Genomic DNA, 20,888 nt, shown 5'->3' with positions numbered 1-20,888 from the left:
CCCCCCCCCCCCCCCGGGGGGGGGGTTTTTCATTTCAGTGCCAAGGTCAGGACGGAATCACCACCGACTGCCCACTCAGCGCCAGGTCGACCAGCTCGCGGTTGGCCACCGCGTACATCGCATAGTCGGTGCCCGTGGCGTTGCGCAGGTCGTCGAGCATGGCGCGCCAGCGCTCGACCATTACCCGGTGCTGCTCGGCCCACAGGGCCACACGGGCATCCATGTCGTCCGGTGCATCAGCCATCTGCAACACGGAAATGGTGATCGCGCGCTGCTGCAGGTCGATATCGTCGCGGAACGCCTCGCGGGCCAGGGCCTGCCAGTTGTTCTCCACCGGCAGGTTGCTGATTTCCTGCAGGTACCAGGTCAGGTCCAGCGCGCTGCCCACGGCGAAGAACGCCTTGGCCACCTGGGCCGGATCGTGGCCGGTCACATCCGAGGCCTCGATGATCGGCAACAGGGTGTACAGGTGAGTGGTGCCTGCCACCATGCGTGCCAGCAACTCCGGCACCCCGGCTTCGACGAAGCCCTGGTAGCGCACCTGCCAGCGTTCGCGGGTCGGCCCTTCCAGCAGTTCGTCGAGCTTGAGCCCCAGTTGCGCGATCTTCGGCCCGAAATGAGCGGTGTCACGACCAGCATCCTGCTCGTTGCGACGGCTGCGCAGGAACCAGCGGGTGGCACGCCGCCCAAGGCGCATCAGCTCGTCCATCAGGGTCAACTGGATCTCGGCCGGCACCTGGTAGTCCAGGGCCTCGATCTGGCGGAACCAATGCGGCAGGTGGAAGATGTCGCGCACGATCACGTAGGCACCGGCAACGTTGGCCGGGCTCATGCCGGTGGACTCCTTCAGGCGCTGCACGAAGGTGATGCCCATGTTGTTGACCAGGTCGTTGGCGATCTGGTTGCTGACGATCTCGCGCTTGAGGCGGTGACGGCGCATGGCCTCGGCGAACTTGCTGACCAGCGACGGCGGGAACGCCGTCTCCATGTCACGGGTCAGGTAGTCGTCGTCCGGCACCAGCGACTTGAGCAGTTGCTCCTTGAGATCGATCTTGCTGTACGAGATCAGCACCGACAGCTCGGCACGGGTCAGGCCCTGGCCGGCGGCAAGACGTTCGGCCAGTTGCTCTTCGGTCGGCAGGAACTCGATGGCGCGGTCCAGCTTGCCCCGCGACTCAAGGTCGGCCATCAGGCGCTTGTACTCGGCGATCCGCTCGCGGGCGCGACGGGCCGCCAGCGACAGGGCCTGGGTCTGCTTGTAGTTGTTACCCAGCACCAGCGAAGAGACTTCCTCGGTCATGCTGCCCAGCAGCTGGTTGCGCTGCTTCTCGGTCATGTCACCAGCCTGCACCACTTCGTTGAGCAGGATCTTGATGTTGACCTCGTGGTCGGAGCAGTCCACGCCACCGGCGTTGTCGATGAAGTCGGTGTTGGTGGCGCCGCCATGCAGGCCGAACTCGACACGACCGAGCTGGGTCATGCCCAGGTTGCCGCCCTCGCCCACCACCTTGCAGCGCAGCTCGTTGCCGTTGACGCGCAGGGCGTCGTTGGCCTTGTCGCCGACGTCGGCATGGCTCTCGCTGCTGGCCTTGACGTAGGTGCCGATACCGCCATTCCACAGCAGGTCGACCGGCGCCTGCAGCAGTGCGTGCAGCAGTTCGGTCGGGGTCAGGCGATCAGCTTCGATGGCGAAGCGTTCCTTCATCTGCGGACTGATGGCGATGCTCTTGGCGCTACGCGGGAAAATCCCGCCGCCTTCGGACATGATCGCGCTGTTGTAGTCGGTCCAGGCCGAGCGCGGCAGCTCGAACAGGCGCTTGCGTTCGGCAAAGCTGGTTGCCGGGTCCGGATTCGGATCGACGAAGATGTGCAGGTGGTTGAACGCGGCCACCAGTTGCAGCTTGTCGGACATCAGCAGACCGTTGCCGAACACGTCGCCGGCCATGTCGCCGATGCCAACCACGGTGATCGGGTCTTCCTGCACGTTGATGCCGCGCTCACGGAAGTGGCGCTGCACGCCCACCCAGGCACCACGAGCGGTGATGCCCATGCCTTTGTGGTCGTAGCCAGCCGAACCACCGGAGGCGAAGGCATCGCCGAGCCAGAAGCCATAGTCGTTGGCGATGCCGTTGGCGATGTCGGAGAAGGTCGCGGTACCTTTGTCTGCGGCCACCACCAGGTAGGGGTCGTCGTCGTCATGACGCACCACGTTGGCCGGCGGCACCACGCCGCCGTCCTTGAGGTTGTCGGTGATGTCGAGCAGGCCACTGATGAAGATGCGGTAGCAGGCGATACCCTCGGCGGCGATCTCGTCGCGGCCGCCACCCAGCGGCAGGCGACGCGGCAGGAAGCCGCCCTTGGCGCCGACCGGCACGATTACCGAGTTCTTCACCTGCTGCGCCTTGACCAGGCCCAGCACCTCGGTACGGAAGTCTTCCTCGCGGTCCGACCAGCGCAGGCCGCCACGGGCGACGTTGCCGAAGCGCAGGTGCACGCCCTCGACCCGTGGCGAATAGACGAAGATCTCGAATTTCGGTACGGGCTTGGGCAGCTCGGGAATCAGGCGCGGGTTGAACTTGAAGCTGAAGTACGACTTGTTCTGGCCAGCGGCGTCGGGCTGGTAGAAGTTGGTGCGCAGGGTGGCCTTGATCAGGTCCAGGTAGCGACGCAGGATGCGGTCCTCGTTGAGCACCTGGACATCGTCCAGGGCGGTGAGGATTGCCTGCTCCAGGCGCTGCTGCTTGTCGTCCAGGTCATCCTGGCCGAGCTTGCGCGCGAGGTAGAAGCGGGTCTTGAACAACCGGGTCAGCTCGCGGGCGATGTCGGTGTGGTTGTTCAGGGTGCTGGCGATATAGCCCAGATCGAAGCCCAGGCGGATCTGCTTCATGTAGCGGGCGTAGGCGCGCAGCAACGCCACATCGCGCCATGGCAGGCCGGCGGTGAGCACCAGGCGGTTGAAGGCGTCGTTCTCGGCGTCGCCCTTGACGATGTGGATGAAGGCGTCCTGCAGCGTGTCGTTGAGCTGCTGCAGGTCCAGGCTCAGGCCTTCGCTGTAGGTGAAGGCGAAGTCGTGAATCCAGAACTCGCGGCCGTTGGCATGGCGCAGGCGGTAGGGGAATTCACCCAGCACACGCAGACCGAGGTTCTCCAGGATAGGCAGCACGTCGGACAGCGCCAGCGGCGTGTCGGCGTGATACAGCTTGCAGTGCAGCTGGCGCTCGCCCAGTTGGGTGAGTGGCTGGTAGAAGCTCATGGCCAGCGGCTTGGCTTCGGACAACGCCAGCACGTGCTGCATGTCCACCACCGCCGAATGCGCGGCGAAGCGCTCGCGGTAACCAGCCGGGAAGCCCTTGGGGAAGTCGGCGAGGATGTTGGTGCCCTGGGCTTCGCCGAAGTTCTCCACCACCAGCGCGGAGAAGTCGTCCTGCCACGAACGGCAGGCCTGGATCACTTCGTTTTCCAGCTGCTGCGGGTCGATGTCGATGCGGTTCTTCGGGTCGACCCGAAGGATCAACTGCACACGTGCCAGCACCGACTCGGAGAAGAAGGTCCAGAACTCACAGTCGGTAGCCTTCAGGCGCTCCATCAAGACCTGCTGGATCTTCTGGCGCACTTCGGTGGAGTAGATTTCACGCGGCACGTAGGCCAGGCAGTAGCAGAAGCGGCCGTACGGGTCCTTGCGCAGGAACACACGGATCTTGTTGCGTTCCTGGATCTGCACGATCGACATGGCGGTGTTGAACAGCTCGTCGATCGGGGTCTGGAACAGGTCGTCGCGCGGCAGCACTTCGAGCACCTGCGTGAGTTCCTTGCCCAGGTGCGCCTTGGGGTCGAAGTGCGAGCGGCGCTCGATCTCGGCGACTTTCCCGCGGATGTACGGGATGGTGTACACGCTTTCGCCGTACACCGTCGAGGTGTACAGGCCCATGAAGCGGCATTCCTTGATGACCTTGCCATCGGCATCGATCTGGCGGATCGACACGTAGTCCGGGTAGGCCGGACGGTGCACGCGGCTTGGTTGCGAAGCCTTGGCGAACGACAGCAGGCGCGGCTCGCGCAGGTAGCTGACGGCGTAGTCCTCGATGCGCAGGTCTTCATTGCTCAGGCCGCTGCGCAGCACGCGCGGCAGGCCGAGGAAGGACGATTCGTCGTAGACCAGGCTGCCACCGGCAGCGTCGGACTCGACCACGAACTCTTCGTAGCCGAGGAAGGTGAAGTGGTTGTCCAGCAGCCAGGTGAGGAAGCTCTGCACCTCGGCCTTGTCGTTCTGCGCTGGGCCGAAGGCGTTTTCGCCAACCAGCGCCAGCAGGTCGCGGACCTTGGCCTTCATCGGGTCGAAGTCGGCAACGACGACGCGCACATCGGCCAGTACCAGCTCCAGCTCGCGGGTCAGGCTGGTCAGCTCGGCGGCATTGGCGCAGCGGTCGATCTCCAGGTACATCAGCGACTCGTGGCTGACGCCTTCACCCTGGGTGCCCTTGGGCAGCAATTCGAGCAACTCGCCCTTCGGCCCGCGGCGGGCGCTGAGCACGGTGGTCTGCAGGGTGTGGATGCTGTAGCCGCGGCGGTTGAGTTCAGTGCGTACCGAGTCGACCAGGAACGGCAGGTCATGGTGCAGGACTTCGACCACGGTGTGCGTGGACTGCCAGCCGTGGCGTTCGTAGTCAGGGTTGTAGACCCGCACCTGCGCAGTGCTCGGGTCGAAGCGCTCGATGGTGCGCCAGGCAGAGAGGGTGCAGCCGGCCAGGTCGGACAGCCGACGCTGGGTGAGTTCGTCCAGAGAGATGATGCCGAAGAACTGTTCGGCGAACAGCGCCACTTGTGGCAGGGACTGCTCGCTGATGTGCTGCGCCAGGGCCGCCTGCAGTTGATGCTGGAAGTCGGCTTTGCTGGCTGCGGTGAAAAACGCCATCTGTGGTACTCCGCTTGGGCTTTGTTATAGGTGAAGCGTCGTGTACGTGCGCCATGTACGGATCAACGATAGCCAACCCGTAGCAGGAAGACGGTAAAACCAAGGCGTAGGACGATTCCTTCGCGTCCATGTTCCAGGGATGGGCAGCTGCAAAGACGACTGCCGGTGGCTGTGTCTTTACGGTTGTCCATCAACTGGGCAGCTTAACGACTGAGCGGTCATCCCGGCTTGCAGCGCTGCGACATATTCGGTCAAAGGGCGGTAACATTGCGTTTATGCGCAAGGCCCAGACTGGCACAATCGCATTTCATTTCCTTGAACCGAGCTGCCCATGCAACTGAAAACCGCCCTGCTCTTCGCCACCCCCTGCGATGACGAGGAAGACAACATGGCGACCCTGTGCTGCCACAGCGACAAGGGCCAGATGTTCCTGCTCACCCGCTATCCGGACGAAAACACCGTCGACCTGACGCTCGATGACGAGCCTTCGACGCTGGACGGGCTGAAAGTGACCTTGAGTGCCGAGCGCCTGCTGATCGAGGTCTCCCCGGGGGATCGGGATGCACTCAGGGGTGATGAATCGCTGGAGATCCTGCTCACGTCGGCCGGTAGCGATCTGGAGGAAGTGGCGCTGACGCTGCGCAATATTCTTGAGGGAACGGGGACGTTCGTTTCCGAGATCTGAGGTGGAGGCCCCCTTTGCGGGCTTGCCTGCGCAGAGGTCGAAGACGCATCGACAATGCACACAACAAAGGCGACTCAAGGGTCGCCTTTGTGTACTTGCCGATCAGCGCATGGATCGACAGCGCTTACTTGCTTTCCTTCGCGAGGGTGCCCAGCGATGCATCCTTGACCAGGTAGCGGCCTTCAAGGTCGCTCAGCACTTTGAGGCTGTTGCGCGCCATCAGCACGCCGACTTCGACTTCCTGCTTGAGGTAGATGACCTCACCGGCCTTCGCATTCACGGTCATCTCGGCCCAGTTCTCGGCCTTGGAGCTGATCACGTGGGTGCCCGGGGTCACGTAGAAGTAGATGTATTGATTGCCACGGTTGTAGCCCATTTCCGACTCGGCTTCCTTGTTATCGAGGAAGACGTTGAAACGCACCATCATCCCGGCGTTGCTCGGGCGAACGACGTAGACCAGGGCCTTGTCGGCTACCGCAGCCTTGGGCAGCGAGTAGTTGGCGACCTCCGCCTGCATCTTGTCCGCCGAGGGGGTGGAGGCGCAGCCGTAAAGCAGCGCAATGGAGAGTACGGCGGTGGCTTTGAGGAGGGTCTTGATCACAAAGGCTTCCTTGCTTACGAAAGGGTGGTAGGGGCGGAATAGCGGCGGCGATATTAATTCGCCATCATCTTGACGTCAACCTGCTGGCTTCTTTCCAAAAAAGATAAATCGAAACCTCTCAACTGCCGTGCGCGTTAAAATCGAATTTTGTTGGCGCGTCAGACGACAACATGTACAACACAGCCTCTTCATACCTCTCCAAATCACTTGCTAGCCACGACTCGCCGCCTCTTACAAGATGAAACTTTACAACCACTCCAAGCTCATCCAGCAAAACAATCGCGGCAAAATCACCGGATAAAAACTTGAAATCTCGCCACAACGAGAAGACTTCAGAGACAAACAAAAGCGCTTGCACCAGATAATCCCCAGACACATAGTCATCTATATGCAGAGAATTAACAAAGCACTCAAACCCCGTGCAATCCTGAAAATTCGAGGCCGTAGCGCTAGAACACGAAGCCTTCAAAGCATTTAGAAATACGCATCCTTCCGACAGCAAAAACCCTGAATTAGCAATCTCGACCAGCTCACGTTCAAGAACAGAGCCACTACGATTCAAGCCCCGTACTACGCGCTGCATTTTTTCATTTGAACACATGCCTTGATTGCCCCGCCCCACAAGAGCCAAACACGATTCCACAAGCACCCTTTCCGAAATGGAAGTGAACCAGTACCCTCCCTTGACGTTATCAAGGGACGTATAATCCACGGGAAAACAGTCCCGATTTCAAGTAGACACTAAAAATCCATTCTCAGTAAGGGCACACTTCCCCCCTGCGCGCCAAAACCTATAATACGACTCCAAATCAATATCAAACGCAAACAAAGGCTGCGCAATATACCAAGCAAGATAATAATCTGCAGCCAGCCCATAGAGAGACTCGAACAAGGCATAGATCTGATCCGAATCGGAAATCTTGCTAGCCCGAATAGCATCCCCAACCTCGTCAAACAACCAATAATGGGGAATATTTTGTTCAAGCGCACTTTCCAGCCTTTGCTGATCAACGAATAAGACCTCAGCACTACGACAAATTTCAGTGATTTCGGAAACACCCAAAGCTTCACATATCTTTTCTTGAGTCTTAAGCCATTCGCCCCCTAACCGAACAAGCGTGTACTGATCGGCCTCAATTTTAGGTAAAAGATATAGAGAACCCTCGCTTCTCGCCGACTCAATGACACTTGCAGCCCTACCCATCAAGTTCTCTGCAAATGGAAAATATCCAAATATTGTTCGAAGATCTTCATTGGAATTGTGAGCTTTCAGCAACCCAAGGAAATGGGACTTATCAAACCCACTCTCCCCTTTACAAAAAGCACACCAATCTGACAACAAATTTCCCACACTTGAGCCCTCACAATTTAGGCAGAGGTGGCAATGGCTTAGGATCAACCTACTTTAGTCCGTGCAGTTAACAATGGGCTATGTAGTTCTGCGACGCATTAAATTGCTCTCACAGGGTCGATGTAGGGAGGCATGCTTCACTCAAGCTCGGACCCTTTTTGGCTCAAGCAATCCGTGCTCGAGAATCATTTCAAAATTTACTTCCCATCACCCCATTTGAAATATGAGGCAACACATATCCCAAACCACACAGGTACTGCATAAGCTAAAAAACCAGGAAATAATCCGGAAATATCAGACCAGCCAAAATCCCACACATTATGCTCATAATAAATAATTATAGCCCCTAAAAATTTTGCCATAACACCTGTAAAGAAAAACAAAGCAACTAAATATATAAAAAGTAGTACATAAGCTTGAAACCTCGACTTAGGCCTTATCACTCATCATCTCCCATTCCCCCTAACCTACCGCCTACGACCTCGGACGTCTGGGATGCCACGGAGGCACCTCCCGCCTTTCCTGCGTTGTACTCGACAACATAACCGCCTGGACCATTTTGAGAAATCTCCACATATCTCAGCGCGCAGCCTACATAGCTGGAAACATCCTTAATAGATGTTCTCTGAGAAAACTTACCAACGTTTTAGAAGCCTGAGCTTGGCCCATGACGGTAGAACACGAAATCAATACCAATCATCAAGCCGCCTTTACTGTAAGCGTTCGCACTCCAAGATATTTCTATTTATCTTGGCCCTGGCAAAGGTCTGATCGCACCATCTGCCGCCCCGCTGCTCCAGCCCCTTCTGCACCATCAACTTATCCAGGAAATTTTATCCTCATTTAAATAATATAGCCCCTCAAGCGTTCCTGAAATTTCAGGCAGCTCGAGAAGACATTCTGAAACATATGAAAAAGGAAGTCCGTCCCTGAGCTCTTGAGCTCTTGCAGAGTAGTCTGCCCAAGACGGCTCAACCACCCCATTCCAGAATGTAACAAAGGAGCCATCTTCAAGAAGAATGACAGGCTTCAAGCAATCCACTCCCCCGCCGCCATCCCAGTACAGATAGCCTAAGTAACTAGAACCATCCCTCCCGACAAAACTAGCACGAACGATTACTTGAGCGTCGGCACAAGCTTCCTTATCAAGGAGAGGACGAATTGTCAGCTCATCTTCAGCAGACTCATCCATAGGAAAGTACCAAACACCAAAACAAGTGAGATCATTAACATCCAATTCATATATTTGCTTATCAGTCATGCTTGCATACCTATTTAATCAAGCACCTGATTGAGTCAAACAATTCGGGGCGCCCTATATCGCCATAGGCTTTCTGCAGCCCCGAGCTTATTTGCCCCGCAGTATACCTAGCCGGCTTACCACCTATCATTGGAGGCAAATACTTACTAATAGCTTTATGCATAGCATCAGGATTCATCTTTCCCGTATGAGAGCACTGGATAATTAAAGCCGCAGGGTGATCCGGCATGTTATTTTTTCGTATACCCCAGCATCTTCCGCAAATATTTAGGCAAGGTGTGATGCGCCTGAAATCCTTTATTTAACCCATGAAACTCTCGATAAGTAGGACTAATTACGTCAGGTACAATCTGCCCTGTCGCTTTTGGACCGATCAGCCTTGGTGTTCGTTAAAAAACCTCATGCCTCAGCAACTTAAAGCCACCACCTTGGCTAATCAATTTCTCTATATCAACTGAACGACTTGTAGCGTTTACATAGAGTAAGATTTTATAGATCGCGTAGTTCTGTTCTACTGGATAGCCATCCAAATGATCAACATTCAATTTTAAAACAAAATTCTCTGAATCACTCCTACCCCACATATAGTAGATACCACCCTGATAAGAGCTATCCCTTTCCTCAAAAATCTCTCCCAGCGCTCTTTCCACATCACTTCTCGCCGACAGAAGACATGATTTTTCCGCACCGTACAGATCATACACAATAGTCATTTCGGTAACACCGCACTCGGAGCACGACTTGCGGCTGTTGCCACAGAGTCATAGATCATAAAATTAACTTCGCGTCCTGCTTGGGCACTCATCTTACTCGACAAATCTTTCAGACCAAGGGCTTGGAAGTCTCTTGCACTCAAGGGCCCCGTACCAGTTCCGCCACGCCTCAAACCTATTCCTAAGGATTGAGCGCGTTGCAAAAGCTCTGGACTTGCCAGCGCAACATCAAAGTTACTCACGGCAGAGCGCCACCTATCAAAATCCGACCGATCAATGCCAGACGGGATAGATGGCGGGTTACTGCGAACAATCTTGTGATTATTCTTATTATACAGAATAACTACTCATAAACTTTCGATGCACACAATATCTTTGCAAAAGTACTCCAACTAGGGCTAATAACATCATTGTCGCCAGAGTTTTTTGCATACATGTCTATTGACCTAATCCAGGCTTCCATTGCAGCTAAAAATCTCTCTAAGTCCGGATTTTCCCAGTCATCGGGCTTAAGCACTAATCCCTCCCTGAACTCTCCAACAAAATCCGCAAGATCTTCTTTTGTCTGTATAGCTCTAACTCGTTCAAAACTCATACAACCCTCACTTACAAACGCCTCGAACACAGATAATCGAACCATTATTGGGCGTAGTCATTTTCCATCCCTCCTTGGCAACCTCTGCTGGCGTAGCCGGAACAATTTTGATTGGAACGCCCGCTTCTGACGCAGCAAGTAATCGTCTATTATCCAAGCTGTAAACCCTTCCATCCTTCTCAAATACCCGGATAGGAGGCAAGTCATCTGGAGAAATCTTCCCTGACTTCAGTCCGTCAATTGTCGACTGGAGAGTTTTGCCATCCTTAAAGGTATTTGAAACACTATCTTGCGTGAACCGGATATCTTTCGGATTCGCATAACCAGTCAAGTTATCTGGTAAAGTAGATGGCAGCTTTTGGCCTGCGGCTCCTACTCCTTTTTCACCCCCCCTGGCTTGACACCATCCGACTCGCCACACGGGCCAACGTTATGAACCCAGGTTTTGAGTTTACCTACATAAAACGTATGCCCAACATCCACAGAAAGATTGAATGTCTCGCCGACTAACTTATGCAAACTTATCGAAGCAACGCGACTCGACGTATCATTTCCAGCTCCATCAGCCAAGGACTGTAGCAAGTCTCCAGTCCTCAAGTCACCCATCGGCACAAAATCATGTCTGGCCGGTACATAGAATGGGTGACTGGGGGTCACGAACAAAGTCTCAGTCTGAACCTGACCGTCTGCGCGCGTGCTTTCCAGGGTCAACCGATAGATCGGCTGATCGTTACGGATGTGCGTCGCTGTGATCGCTGCGGCAAAGGGTTCACCCCCGTGCTCAGGCTTGGTCCAGACTATATCCCCGACCTTGAGGGTTTCAATCGCTCGGTCACCCCCCGGAGTCGCAACCAAGGTTCCTGCTGCGAAGCAGCAAGGGCCACGCTCAGTTCCGCCAACTGCACCCTTGCGACTTGTGACGGCCTTGACGACAGTTCGCAGCCACATCCCAAAGGTGCCGACATCCTCTGCATCGACCCCAACCCCTGCCTGCCCCGCAGCCTCTTGGGCTGCATCGGTCATCGCCTTGGTCATGGCGGTTCCGACGAGTGTCTGCATGGCCTGGTAGTTACTGAGTATCGTGGCGCCGAGCGCGTACTGCTCTTTCCATCCGACTTCCTTCATGCTGCCAGCCAACAGCGCATGAGTTTTCTGGTAGTCATCCGAGAACAACTTGTACTCGCTACGGCAGGCGTCCATGTCACGGGCACACAGCCGCTCCAGCCGCTCCTGGTTTTCGATATTCAGGTCGCCATACCGCTTGCGTACATCAGCGCATGAATTGTTCGCATCACACGTCTTGAGCTCGGCGAGAAACGCCTCGACCTCTTTATGTCGAAGGAAATTGTTCTGAGTAGCCTGCTGTGCGACCCAAGCAGCCACTTGTTGATCTTTGGCATCTGCACCTAGGCCGGCAGCAACCGTCATACCGACCAATTGTGAGGTCATGCCCAATACACGGTCGTGAGCTTCACCGGGAAAGATCTTGTCCCCGACCAGTTGCACCAACGCCTCATTCGCGCCTGCCGCCAAAGCCGCCGTGCGGAAGTCACCGCCCGCCGCCTCAGCAATCAGACCACCGACGATGGCATGCACTGCGACGCGCTTGGGCAACCCGCTGCCCATCAGACGATCTCCGACCTCGTTGAAGATCGCTCCGCTCAATGCGTCCGCAGCAATCTCCAGGCCGGCCTGGACAGCGTTGTCCTTCAGGCTGCCACCGTAGACCACCGTACTCAGCGCTGCTTTGAGTGCAATGCGAGACACGATGCTGTCACCGCCCGGTGCAAGCGCCGACATCACATAACCTTTCATGGCATCACTGGAGGTCACATCCTTGACCACCGCACCGAGATTCCCGCGGTTGTTTACCGCACTGGTGGCAGCGTTGGTAGCGGCAGCACTGACCACCGAGTTGGCGGCAAAACCGAGCGTTGAGTTACTTGCGGCTCCGACCGCAGAAGCTCCAGCTCCCCAAGTCAGATAGGTCACGATGATTGCAATGACGAGTGAAGCTCCCGCGCCCAAACCTGACTGATCGTACTTGAAGCTATCGTGAACCTCCTTGACTCGACGCCAGTCCACATCACCCCGAAGCTCTGCTTCCTTGAGCCACGCAAGCTTGGGGTCAGCCACGATCATGGCGTCGATACTCTGGCTGACAGTTGCCTGATCGATATGCTTGATATCGATCTTCAATCCGTCGACAGCCTTGATTGTCAAGACACCTTGCGCAACCAGCTGATTCTGTCGAAGAGTCTCGTCAGTCGTGCCACGGCCTTTCGCACTGTTCCATGCAAGATCGCCCTTGGACTTCTCATGACTTTCCTGATGCATGTCTTTGACGGCTTCAAAGGTCACTGCACCGCCACTGATAATTGCAAGATCACTTCCAGCTTCGACTTTGGCGCCTTGATAGAGCTGATCGCCACCACTAACCAGAGAGGTGCTGCCACCGCTGCTGACCTCACTGCCAACTGCTTTTACATCTGTAACTTCATCACGCTGGGTCTTGCTGCTACCCCAGTTACCCTTCTTGCTCATGTCATAGAGTGAGTAATGGCTATCGTACTCAGCCAATAGCTCAAGCTTGTCACCCGCGACCAGATAGGCGTCTTCACCCGCACTGACTTTACTGGCAACCATCTTCAGATCGTTTCCAGCCTCGACCTGTATGTCCCCTCCGGCGTTCAGACTGGCACCTACTTGACGAACGTCATCCAACTGCGTTGTCGTCTTGGTCTGGCCTTTCTTACCCTTGGCGTAGTCATGCTCCTCATTGGCCGCCGAACTCAGGAGAATGTCGTTACCTGCACTCAATGTCAGGTTGCGCCGAGCTTCAATATCACTAGCGATGACCGAAAGATCCTGACCTGCTGTCGCGGTGATGCTTCCACCGGCAGTTACCTCGCCTCCGTATTGAGTGATGGTTGTGTCGTAGCCACTGACTCGACGACGCTGATACTCGTGACTTTCGAGAGACTGCTGGCTGGTCAGACTGAGGTTGCGAGAGGCCTCCATATCAAGGTTCCCACCCACCTTGACCACCCCACCCACGTTGCCGATATCGCGCCCGGCGGTGATGGTCAGGTCGTTCGCCGCCTCGATGCGTGCTGCAGTGTCGACCAGGTCCTTGGTCACATGCTCGCCACCGGCCCGGCCTTCCAGGCGGGTGACGCTGCGTTCGTTGATCACATCGCCGGTCAGCGCGGTCAGGCTCACTTCACGACCGGCGATGATCCCGCCCTGGGCGTTGCGGATCGAGTCGGTGGCGAGCATGTCCAGGCGCCCGCCCGCTTCGATCAGCCCGCTGTTGCTGATGTTGGTGGCGCTGGCGGCGAGGTTGTTGGTGGCACGCAGGGTGCCGACGTTGACCAGGTCGCCGCCGCTGATCAGGTTGACGTCACGGCCCTGGATCAGCGCGCCGTTGGGAGCCACGCGACCGTTGGCGTGGGCCAGGTACAGCACTGGCGCCAGCACCTTCTCGCCGTTGACCTCGACCTGCTCCATCCAGACGATGTCGTGGGTCAGGGCGGCGACCTGCTCGGCGCTGAGCGACACGCCCACGCTCAGCGACAGCTTGTCATTGCTGGCGATGGCGTTGTCCATCAGGTAGCGGAACAGCGTCTCGTCGCTGGTCATGCCATCGATGTAGCGCTGGCCGGTGCGGGCCACCACGGCTTCGCGGATCAGGCGTTGTTCGTAGAGGCCGTCGCCCAGGCGCTTGATGGCCTGGTCTGGATTGACGTTGAGCTGGCCAAGCAGGTAGTCGGAGCTCAGGAACTGCTTGAGGTCGGTCAGGGCCGGGTTGGTCTCCACCAGGTACTTGTGCGAGGTACTCGGCCCGCTGCGCTCAGGGACGCCCTGGACCAGTCGAACACCCGCTGCCAGGCCATCCAGCGCCACACCGGCGCCGCTGACGGCGCCTTGGGCCGCAGCCGAGCCTTGGGCGGACAGCGTCTGCGCCGCACGGTTGTCGGCATTGGTGGTGCTGGCCAGCGGTGAGATGAAGGTGCCGCTGCCTGCTTGGGTATGGTCGGCGGTGGCGCCCAGGGCATCGCCGCTGATCGCGGCCTGGCCGGTCTGGGTGCTGATGCGGAACAGGCCGTTGCTGCCTTGCGGCAGGCTGAAGCTGGGCAGCGTGACCGGATTGACCTGGCGCTGGGCAAGGTCAGGCGGCAACTGCGGGTTGAGCGCGCGCACCTGGGTCTGGACCTGGCGCGGATCAGCCGTGGCATCGCCACGGGCCCCGATGGCACCGGCTCCAGCCTGATTGACGCGCACCACGCTGTTGTCGATGCGCTGGGTGGCGTTGATGGTCACGGCACCAGCCGACTGCACGACCGCCGGGGCAACCACGGCGCCAGCGATCGGCGTCCTGTTGTCGATGACGTCGTAGATGCTGTACTGCGGATACCCCGCAGCGGCCATGACCTGGTCGAGGGTCAGCGAGCCAGGGTTCTGGTTGAACTGGTTCTTGGCCTGGATGAACGCGTTGTACTGGCCGCGATCACGGGTATACATGCTCGCGGTGAGGTTGCGCTGCTCGCCACCACCGGCGCCCTTGTTCTCGAACACCGCTGTGTTGATGGCGATGTCACCCGCCGCCGAAACGCTGCTGTAGTGATTGCGGAATGCGTCACCGGCGAAGGTCAGCTTGCTACCAGTGGTGATGAAGGCGGTGGGGGTATCGCGGTCGATGACGTCTTCCCAGCTTTCGGTTGCCGAGAAGTACAGCTCGCATCCCTTGCCCTTGCAGCGGTCGTCGGAATAGACGTTGACGTTGCCGGCGACCAGTTTCTTGGTCGAGCTCAGGAATTCCTTGCGGTTGAGCAGCGTGTCCACCGCCAGGGTCATGTTGCCGGCGCTTTCCACGCTGCCGGAGATGTTGTCCAACAGCACCGCGCGGGCAGCGGCGTTGCCGGCAAGGTCGAGGCCACCAAGGCTGTAGATATCGCCGTAGTAGTTGCTCAGGCTGCCGACGCGCAAGGTCATGTCGTTGCCGCTGAACACCAGGCCGCGCTGGTTGCTCAGGCTGTTGGCGGCCAGCTTCACCGCCGCAGCGCCACCCAGGGTGCCGCGGTTTTCGAGGCTGGCGGCCGTCACCGTCAGGCCGCCCAGGGCGGTCAGGCGACCGTCGTTGCTCAGCAGGTTGCGCGCGGTCACCACGGTGTCGGCGCCACCGGCCAGGCTGGCGGTACTGGACAGGCGGATATCGTTGGCGCCCAGCGTCAGTGCGCCAAGGCTGCTCAGGCGGCCATTGCCGTCATAGTTGCCGGTCAGATCCAGTTGCAGGCTGCCATCGCTGGCCAGCAGGCCATGGTTGGTCCAGTCGCCGCCTCGACCCTTGAGGCTCTCGACGGCCAGCAGCTTGCCGCTGGCGGTCTGGACGAAGCGACCGATGTCCAGTTCCAGGCGCCGGGCTTGCAGCACGCTGCTGTTGGTCCAGCTGGCAGCGGCGATGCTCAGCAGGCCATCGGTATGCAGCACGCCGCCAGCCTGGGTGACCTTGTCGGAGGCCAGGCCGAAGCTACCCTGGCCGGTGTGCAGCAGTTGCCCGCCGCTGTTGCTCAGGCCACCGATCTGCAGGTCGAGGTCCTGGTTGGCGGTGGCCAGCACGCCGTTGTCGTTGAGCAGGTTGCCCGCCACGATCAATCGACTGGTGCCGGTCTTGCCCAGGGCGCGCAGGTTGCCGCTGCGGTTGTCGAGTTCGCTGGCTCGCAGTTGCAGGTCGCTCTCGCTTTCCAGCTGGCCGAGGCTGTTGTAGAGCGCGCCGCTCAGGCCGAAGTCGATGCGCCCGGCGCCGATCTTGCCGCTCTGGTTGAACAGTTGCTGGCCCTGCACCTGCAGCAATCCGGCGGCGTACAGCCCGCCGCCGCGGTTGTCGAGATCGGCGGTGACGATCTTGCCGTCACCGCCCTGGGCCGAAAGGTAGCCGCCCTGGTTGTTCACCTTGGCATCGGCTGCGATGTCCACGGACTGCGCCTGGGTGGTACCGCCAGCGTTGTCGAACAGGTCGCTGAAGACGCCCTTGAACAGACCTTTGGCCGCGCTGAGCATGCCATTGCCGCTGTTGTCGAGGCTCGCCGCGTGCAGTTCGAGGTTGCCTGCCTGGCTCTCCAGGCGACCGCCGCGGTTATCCAGGCGCTTGTCCAGGCGCACGTCGATATCGCCCTGGCTCTTGAGCGTGCCGGCCTGGTTGTCGAGGGCTACGGCATGGATATCGAGCTTGCCGTGTTCACTGAACAACAGGCCATCGTTGCCGTTGAGCAGATCGCCGCTCAGGCGCAGCACCAGGTTCTGCTGGCTGGCGAGGTTGCCGCCGTGGCTGTTGTCCAGCGTGCCCGAATCGACATGCAGCAACCCATGGCTGATCAGCTTGCCGCCTTGGTTGTCGACACGCGCGGCCTTGAGCAGCAGGTCGGCGCCACTGACCAGGCGCGCGCCGTCAGTATTGAGCAGTGCATCGGTCAAGGTCAGGTCGAGCACCGCGCGGCTGATGAGCTGGCCCTTGGCGTTTTCCAGACGCTTGCCGGCGACGCTGATCGCCTGGCCGTTGATCTGCCCGCCCTGGTTGTCGATGACGGTGCTGTCCTGGTCGAGCGTCAGGTCACCTGTGGCGGAAATGAGGCCGCCGCTGTTGTCGAGCCGGTCGCTGACACTGAGGGTGATCGCCTGCTCCGAGGAGACGATGCCCTTGCGGTTGTCCAGGCTGGCCGCCGTGATCTGCTGGCGGCCCTTGCTGACCAAAGCACCCTGGTCACGGTTGTCGAGAGCGCCGGTCAGGGTCACGGCAAGATCGCCGTCCTTGCTCGACAACGTGCCTTCGCCGCTGTTGTTCAGTTCGCTGCCGGTGACCTGCAGGCCTTGAACGCCGGACATCAGGCCTTTGGTGCTGTTGTCCAGCTGTGCCGCCTCTACGGTCAGCCGGCCGTCGCTGAGGATGCGGCCCTGCTGGTTGTCGATGCGCTTGGCCAGCAGGCTGAAGGATTGCTGGCTGGTGACTTCGCCAGCGCTGTTGTCGAGCGTGCCCAGGCGCTGGATGATCAGCGGGCCATTGGCACTGATCAGGCCGCCCTGGTTGGTCAGGTCGCCGCCGTTGAGGTCGAGGTCGAGTTTCTGCTCACCGATCAGACGCCCCTGGCGCTGGATCAACGCACTCACCCGCAGCAGCAGATCGCCCTTGGCGGAGATCTCGCCACGCTCGCTGGAATCGACCTGCCCGGCCACCAGCGTCAACTCGGCATCGCTGTGGATGCGACCGCCGCGCTGAAGGGCATCGGCGCCGTTGCGCACGTCGCCCGTGGTCAGGGTCATGGCCTGCTTGCTGCTCAAGGCGCCGCCACGGTTGTCGAGGCCATCGCTGGTGACGGTCAGCGCCGCCTGGCTGATGAGCTGGCCGCCCTGGTGGTTGTCCAGTTGTCCGGTCGTGACGGTCAGGCCGGTGTTGCCCGACATCACGCCACGCTCGCTGTTGAGCACGCCTGAACTGGTGACGGTCAGCGCTGCGGCGGCAGAAAGGATGCCCTGGTCGTGGTTGTCGAGTTGGCCGTCGATCACGGCCTTGAGGGCCTTGCCGCTGGCCAGGGTGCCGCCACTGAAGTTATCGAGGCTGGCGGCCTCGATGTCGAGGTCGTGGCTAGCCGACAACACGCCCTTGAGGCTGTTGTCCAGAATACCGGCGATGCGCAGGGTCAGGTCCTGGGCGCTGATCAGGCGTCCGCCACGGTTGTCGAGGCGGTCGGCGATCAGGCTGAAGCCGTGGTCGCTGGAAATCTCTGCGCCGTTGCGGTTGTCCACCGCGCCGATCTGGCGCAACAGCAGGCTGCCTGGCGAGCGCAGCAAGCCACCGTCGCGGTTCACCAACTGGCCGTGCTGCAGGTCGAGATCGATGCCGGTCCCGCTGACCAGTTGCCCGTGGTCATGCTGGTCGAGGCCGGTCAGCGTCGCATCGATCTGGCCGGAGGCACTGATGCGGCCACGGGCGCTGTTGTCGAGCTGGGTGGCGACCAGCAGCAGGCTGCCGGCACCGATGTTGCCCTTGGCGCTGTTGTCGATGGCGCCGCTGCGCAACTGGGCATGGCCAGCTGCACTGATGGCGCCGCCCTGGCTGTTGTCCAGGCGGGCGGCGTCAAGCACCAGCCCGGCATCGGTCACCAGAATGCCGCCCTGGTTATCCAGCAGCCCTTGGCTGGTCAGGCCCATGGCAGCGATTGCCGAGACCTTGCCGCCCTGGCGGTTACGCAACGTGCCGGCGTTCAGCGTGAGGGTGCCGTCACTGACGATGAGCCCGGCGTCGCTGTTGTCCAACTGGCCGTCCAGGGCCAGCTCGATATGCTTGTGGCTGCTCAACCGGCCGCCGTTGTTGAGCAGTTCGGTGCCTTTCAGGCTCAGGCTGTCGTAGCCGCTGAGCAGGCCCTTGTTCTGGTTCAGCAGGCGCCGGACGGTCAGGGTCAGGCCACGGTCGCCAATGACCTTGCCCGCCTGGTTGTCCAGCAGCTCGCTGGCGTCGAGCACGACCTCGCCTGCGCTGGAGATCTCACCCTGCTGGTTGAGCACGCGCGCCGCGCGGATGTCGACCAGGCTGGTCGCGCCAATCCCGCCGCCGTTCTGGTTGTCGATGGTATTGGCGGTGAGCAGCAAGCTACCCAGACTGGTCAGCCTGCCGCCCTGCTGGTTCAAGGTGCCCAGGTGGGCTTCGAGGTCACCTTTGGCGGTGATGTTGCCCAGGCGTTGATTGTCGACCTTAGCGGCGATCAGCTCGAGGCGGCCATCGCTCTGCAGGTGACCGGCATCGCTGTTGGCGAGGCTGGCAACTTCGATGTGGGCCTTGCCCTTGGTGGTGGCTACGCCCTTGTCGCGGTTGTCGAAGTCCCCGCCGGTGACGGTCAGCGAGCGGTCGGCAAGCACCAGGCCGCCACGGTTGTCGAGGCGTTCGCCGTGCAAGGCGAGGTCGCCGACGCTCGACAGCATGCCGTTGTCGCGGTTGTTCAGGGTGGCCACTTTGACGGCCAGGGTGCCGTCGCTGAGCAGGTTGCCCTTGCCGCTGTTGTCCAGGCCCACGGCTTTGAGATCGAGCAGACGCTTGGCCGAGATCAGGCCGAGGCGATTGTCGATGTCGGCGCTGGCGACGATCAGCACGTCGCCGCCCAGCAACTGCCCGCCGCTGTTGAGCAGCCCGGCGGTGGTGATGTCGAGGCGATCGGCCTTGAGCTTGCCGCCGTCCTGGTTGTCCAGCAGCGCGCGGGTGGTCAGCCTGGCCTGCTTGTCACTGCCGATCAGACCGTTGCCGCGGTTGTCCACCCGGGCGGCGCTGACCTGCAGATCCCCCTGACCGACCACGCGGCCGCCACGGTTGTCGAGGTTGCCGGTGATATCCACCACGGCCTGGCCCTTGCCTTGCAGCAGGCCTTGCTCACGGTTGTCGATCGCACCGCCCTTGGCTTTCAGGGTGTCGTCGGCCAGCACCTGGCCTTTGCGGTTGTCCAGCAAGCCTGCGGTCAGCGTGGTGTTGCGGCCCTTGAGGCTGCCACCCTGGTTGTCGAGCTTGGCGCTGCTGTCGATCTCGAGGTTGCGGTTGGCGACCACGCTACCGCGGTTGTGCAGGGTCTGGCCCTTGAGGGTCACGTCGCCTTGGGCGTTGCGGCTGTTGTCTGGCTCCACGCCGGCTTCGATGATGCCCTGGTTGTCGATCCGCGCGCCCTGCACGCTGATGCTGCCCTTGGCGGCGAGGCTCTGGCCGACGCTCACATCGTCGCGCACACGTACGGTGGCGCTGCCGGCGGTGTAGGTCTTGCCGGTCAGCTCGGCGCTTTGTGCGGCAATCTTCAGGTCGCCGGCGCTGGAGGTCTGCGCAAGCGTCACCTTGCCGTTGGCATCCACCTGGATATCGCCGGTGGTGGCGGCCATGTTGCCGGCCAGCTTGACGCCCACGCCCTGCTCGGTGCCGACCAGGCGGATGGTGTTGGCGTACATGCCGCCCAGCGCCGAGCTGTCGATGGCCAGCAGGGGCTTTTCGCTGCCGTCGTCGGCACGCGGGGTGGCTTGCAGGGTGTCGGCCTGGACGTCGTTGCGCCCGGTGACGATGTTCAGTTGCTTGGCATGCAGCTCGGTATTGAGCTTGGCACTGCGGGTGATCAGGTCGAACTGGTCGAGATTGGTGGCGTTGAGGGCATCGCCCTCGATGGCGATGTCGCCGCCATCGACCTGGAAGCGGTCCAGGCGCTCGCCGTCCATGATCGGCTTGCCGGTGGTGAGGGTCGCCCGTGGCGTGTTGATGAAGCCGCAGCCATTGCAGGTGATGCCGTGGGGGTTGGCGACGATGACCCGTGCCGACTGCCCGGCCACCTCGGTGTAGCCCTGCAGGTTACTGCGGTTGCCGCCAGTGACTTGGTTGAGGATCACCTGGGCCGCCTGCCCCCTGAGGTTGGGGTTGCCGACGATGATGCCGCCCAGTTGAGTCGACTGGGTCTTGCCGGTGGCGTTGTTGAGAATCAACCCGTTGCTGCCGACGTTGTAGTCGCGGAAGGTGTTGCTCGACAGGCCGCTGCCGTTGGGGGTGGCGATATTGACGATCGGCACCCCGTTGCCGGCCTGGTTGATGCTGGTGTTGGCATTGGCCGCTGCATCGACGGTCAGCTGTGCAGCCGTGCTGACGATGGGGTTGAGAAACATCACGCCAGCAACGATCAGGGCGATGCACTGGTTCAGTGGGGTGCGGATATCCATGTCGAACAAACTCCAGTCGCAGCTCAGGCCAGTTGCCGGCCT

9 protein-coding genes are annotated in these 20,888 nt (G+C 59.8%); 1 reads left to right on the top strand and 8 read right to left on the bottom strand.

Annotated features, from left to right (window positions below; genetic code table 11):
- Nucleotides 1-46: 46 nt before the first annotated feature.
- Nucleotides 47-4,912: an NAD-glutamate dehydrogenase gene (locus tag HU729_RS07235; protein ID WP_186666715.1), complete on the bottom strand. Its 4,866-nt coding sequence runs from the start codon at nt 4,910-4,912 to the stop codon at nt 47-49.
- Between the two features lie 331 nt (nt 4,913-5,243).
- Here HU729_RS07235 and HU729_RS07230 point away from each other — a divergent pair, with 331 nt between their 5' ends.
- Nucleotides 5,244-5,597, top strand: coding sequence for a hypothetical protein (locus tag HU729_RS07230; RefSeq protein ID WP_186709343.1), 354 nt, complete (start codon nt 5,244-5,246; stop codon nt 5,595-5,597).
- A gap of 124 nt (nt 5,598-5,721) precedes the next feature.
- On the opposite strand, the gene HU729_RS07225 is transcribed toward HU729_RS07230, so the two are convergent.
- The 7 genes from HU729_RS07225 to HU729_RS07195 all read right to left on the bottom strand — a co-directional run bounded on the left by HU729_RS07225 (nt 5,722) and on the right by HU729_RS07195 (nt 20,846).
- On the bottom strand, nt 5,722-6,114 hold the full coding sequence (locus tag HU729_RS07225) for a DUF2846 domain-containing protein (protein WP_186667000.1): 393 nt from the start codon (nt 6,112-6,114) through the stop codon (nt 5,722-5,724).
- Nucleotides 6,115-6,316: 202 nt separating this feature from the next.
- The gene (locus tag HU729_RS07220) at nt 6,317-6,910 is read right to left on the bottom strand and encodes a hypothetical protein (RefSeq protein WP_186709342.1); all 594 of its coding nucleotides are present in this window, start codon (nt 6,908-6,910) and stop codon (nt 6,317-6,319) included.
- 18 nt (nt 6,911-6,928) lie between these two features.
- The gene (locus HU729_RS07215; RefSeq protein WP_186709341.1) at nt 6,929-7,549 is read right to left on the bottom strand and encodes a hypothetical protein; all 621 of its coding nucleotides are present in this window, start codon (nt 7,547-7,549) and stop codon (nt 6,929-6,931) included.
- An 814-nt stretch (nt 7,550-8,363) separates the two neighbouring features.
- Entirely contained in the window at nt 8,364-8,810 is a 447-nt protein-coding gene (locus tag HU729_RS07210) for a hypothetical protein (protein WP_186709340.1), read from the bottom strand.
- A 389-nt stretch (nt 8,811-9,199) separates the two neighbouring features.
- Nucleotides 9,200-9,523, bottom strand: a complete 324-nt coding sequence (locus HU729_RS07205; protein WP_186709339.1) for a hypothetical protein — start codon at nt 9,521-9,523, stop codon at nt 9,200-9,202.
- Between the two features lie 343 nt (nt 9,524-9,866).
- A complete protein-coding gene (locus HU729_RS07200; RefSeq protein WP_186709338.1) occupies nt 9,867-10,118 on the bottom strand; it encodes a hypothetical protein in 252 nt (83 codons plus the stop codon).
- A 372-nt stretch (nt 10,119-10,490) separates the two neighbouring features.
- Nucleotides 10,491-20,846, bottom strand: coding sequence for a filamentous hemagglutinin N-terminal domain-containing protein (locus tag HU729_RS07195; protein ID WP_186709336.1), 10,356 nt, complete (start codon nt 20,844-20,846; stop codon nt 10,491-10,493).
- Nucleotides 20,847-20,888 lie beyond the last annotated feature (42 nt).

The sequence above is a fragment of the Pseudomonas sp. RW10S2 genome (assembly GCF_014268985.1).
GTDB classification, from domain to species: domain Bacteria; phylum Pseudomonadota; class Gammaproteobacteria; order Pseudomonadales; family Pseudomonadaceae; genus Aquipseudomonas; species Aquipseudomonas wayambapalatensis.
The sequence above is the reverse complement of the archived record's forward strand: the minus strand, read 5'-3'. Positions and strand labels throughout refer to the sequence as shown.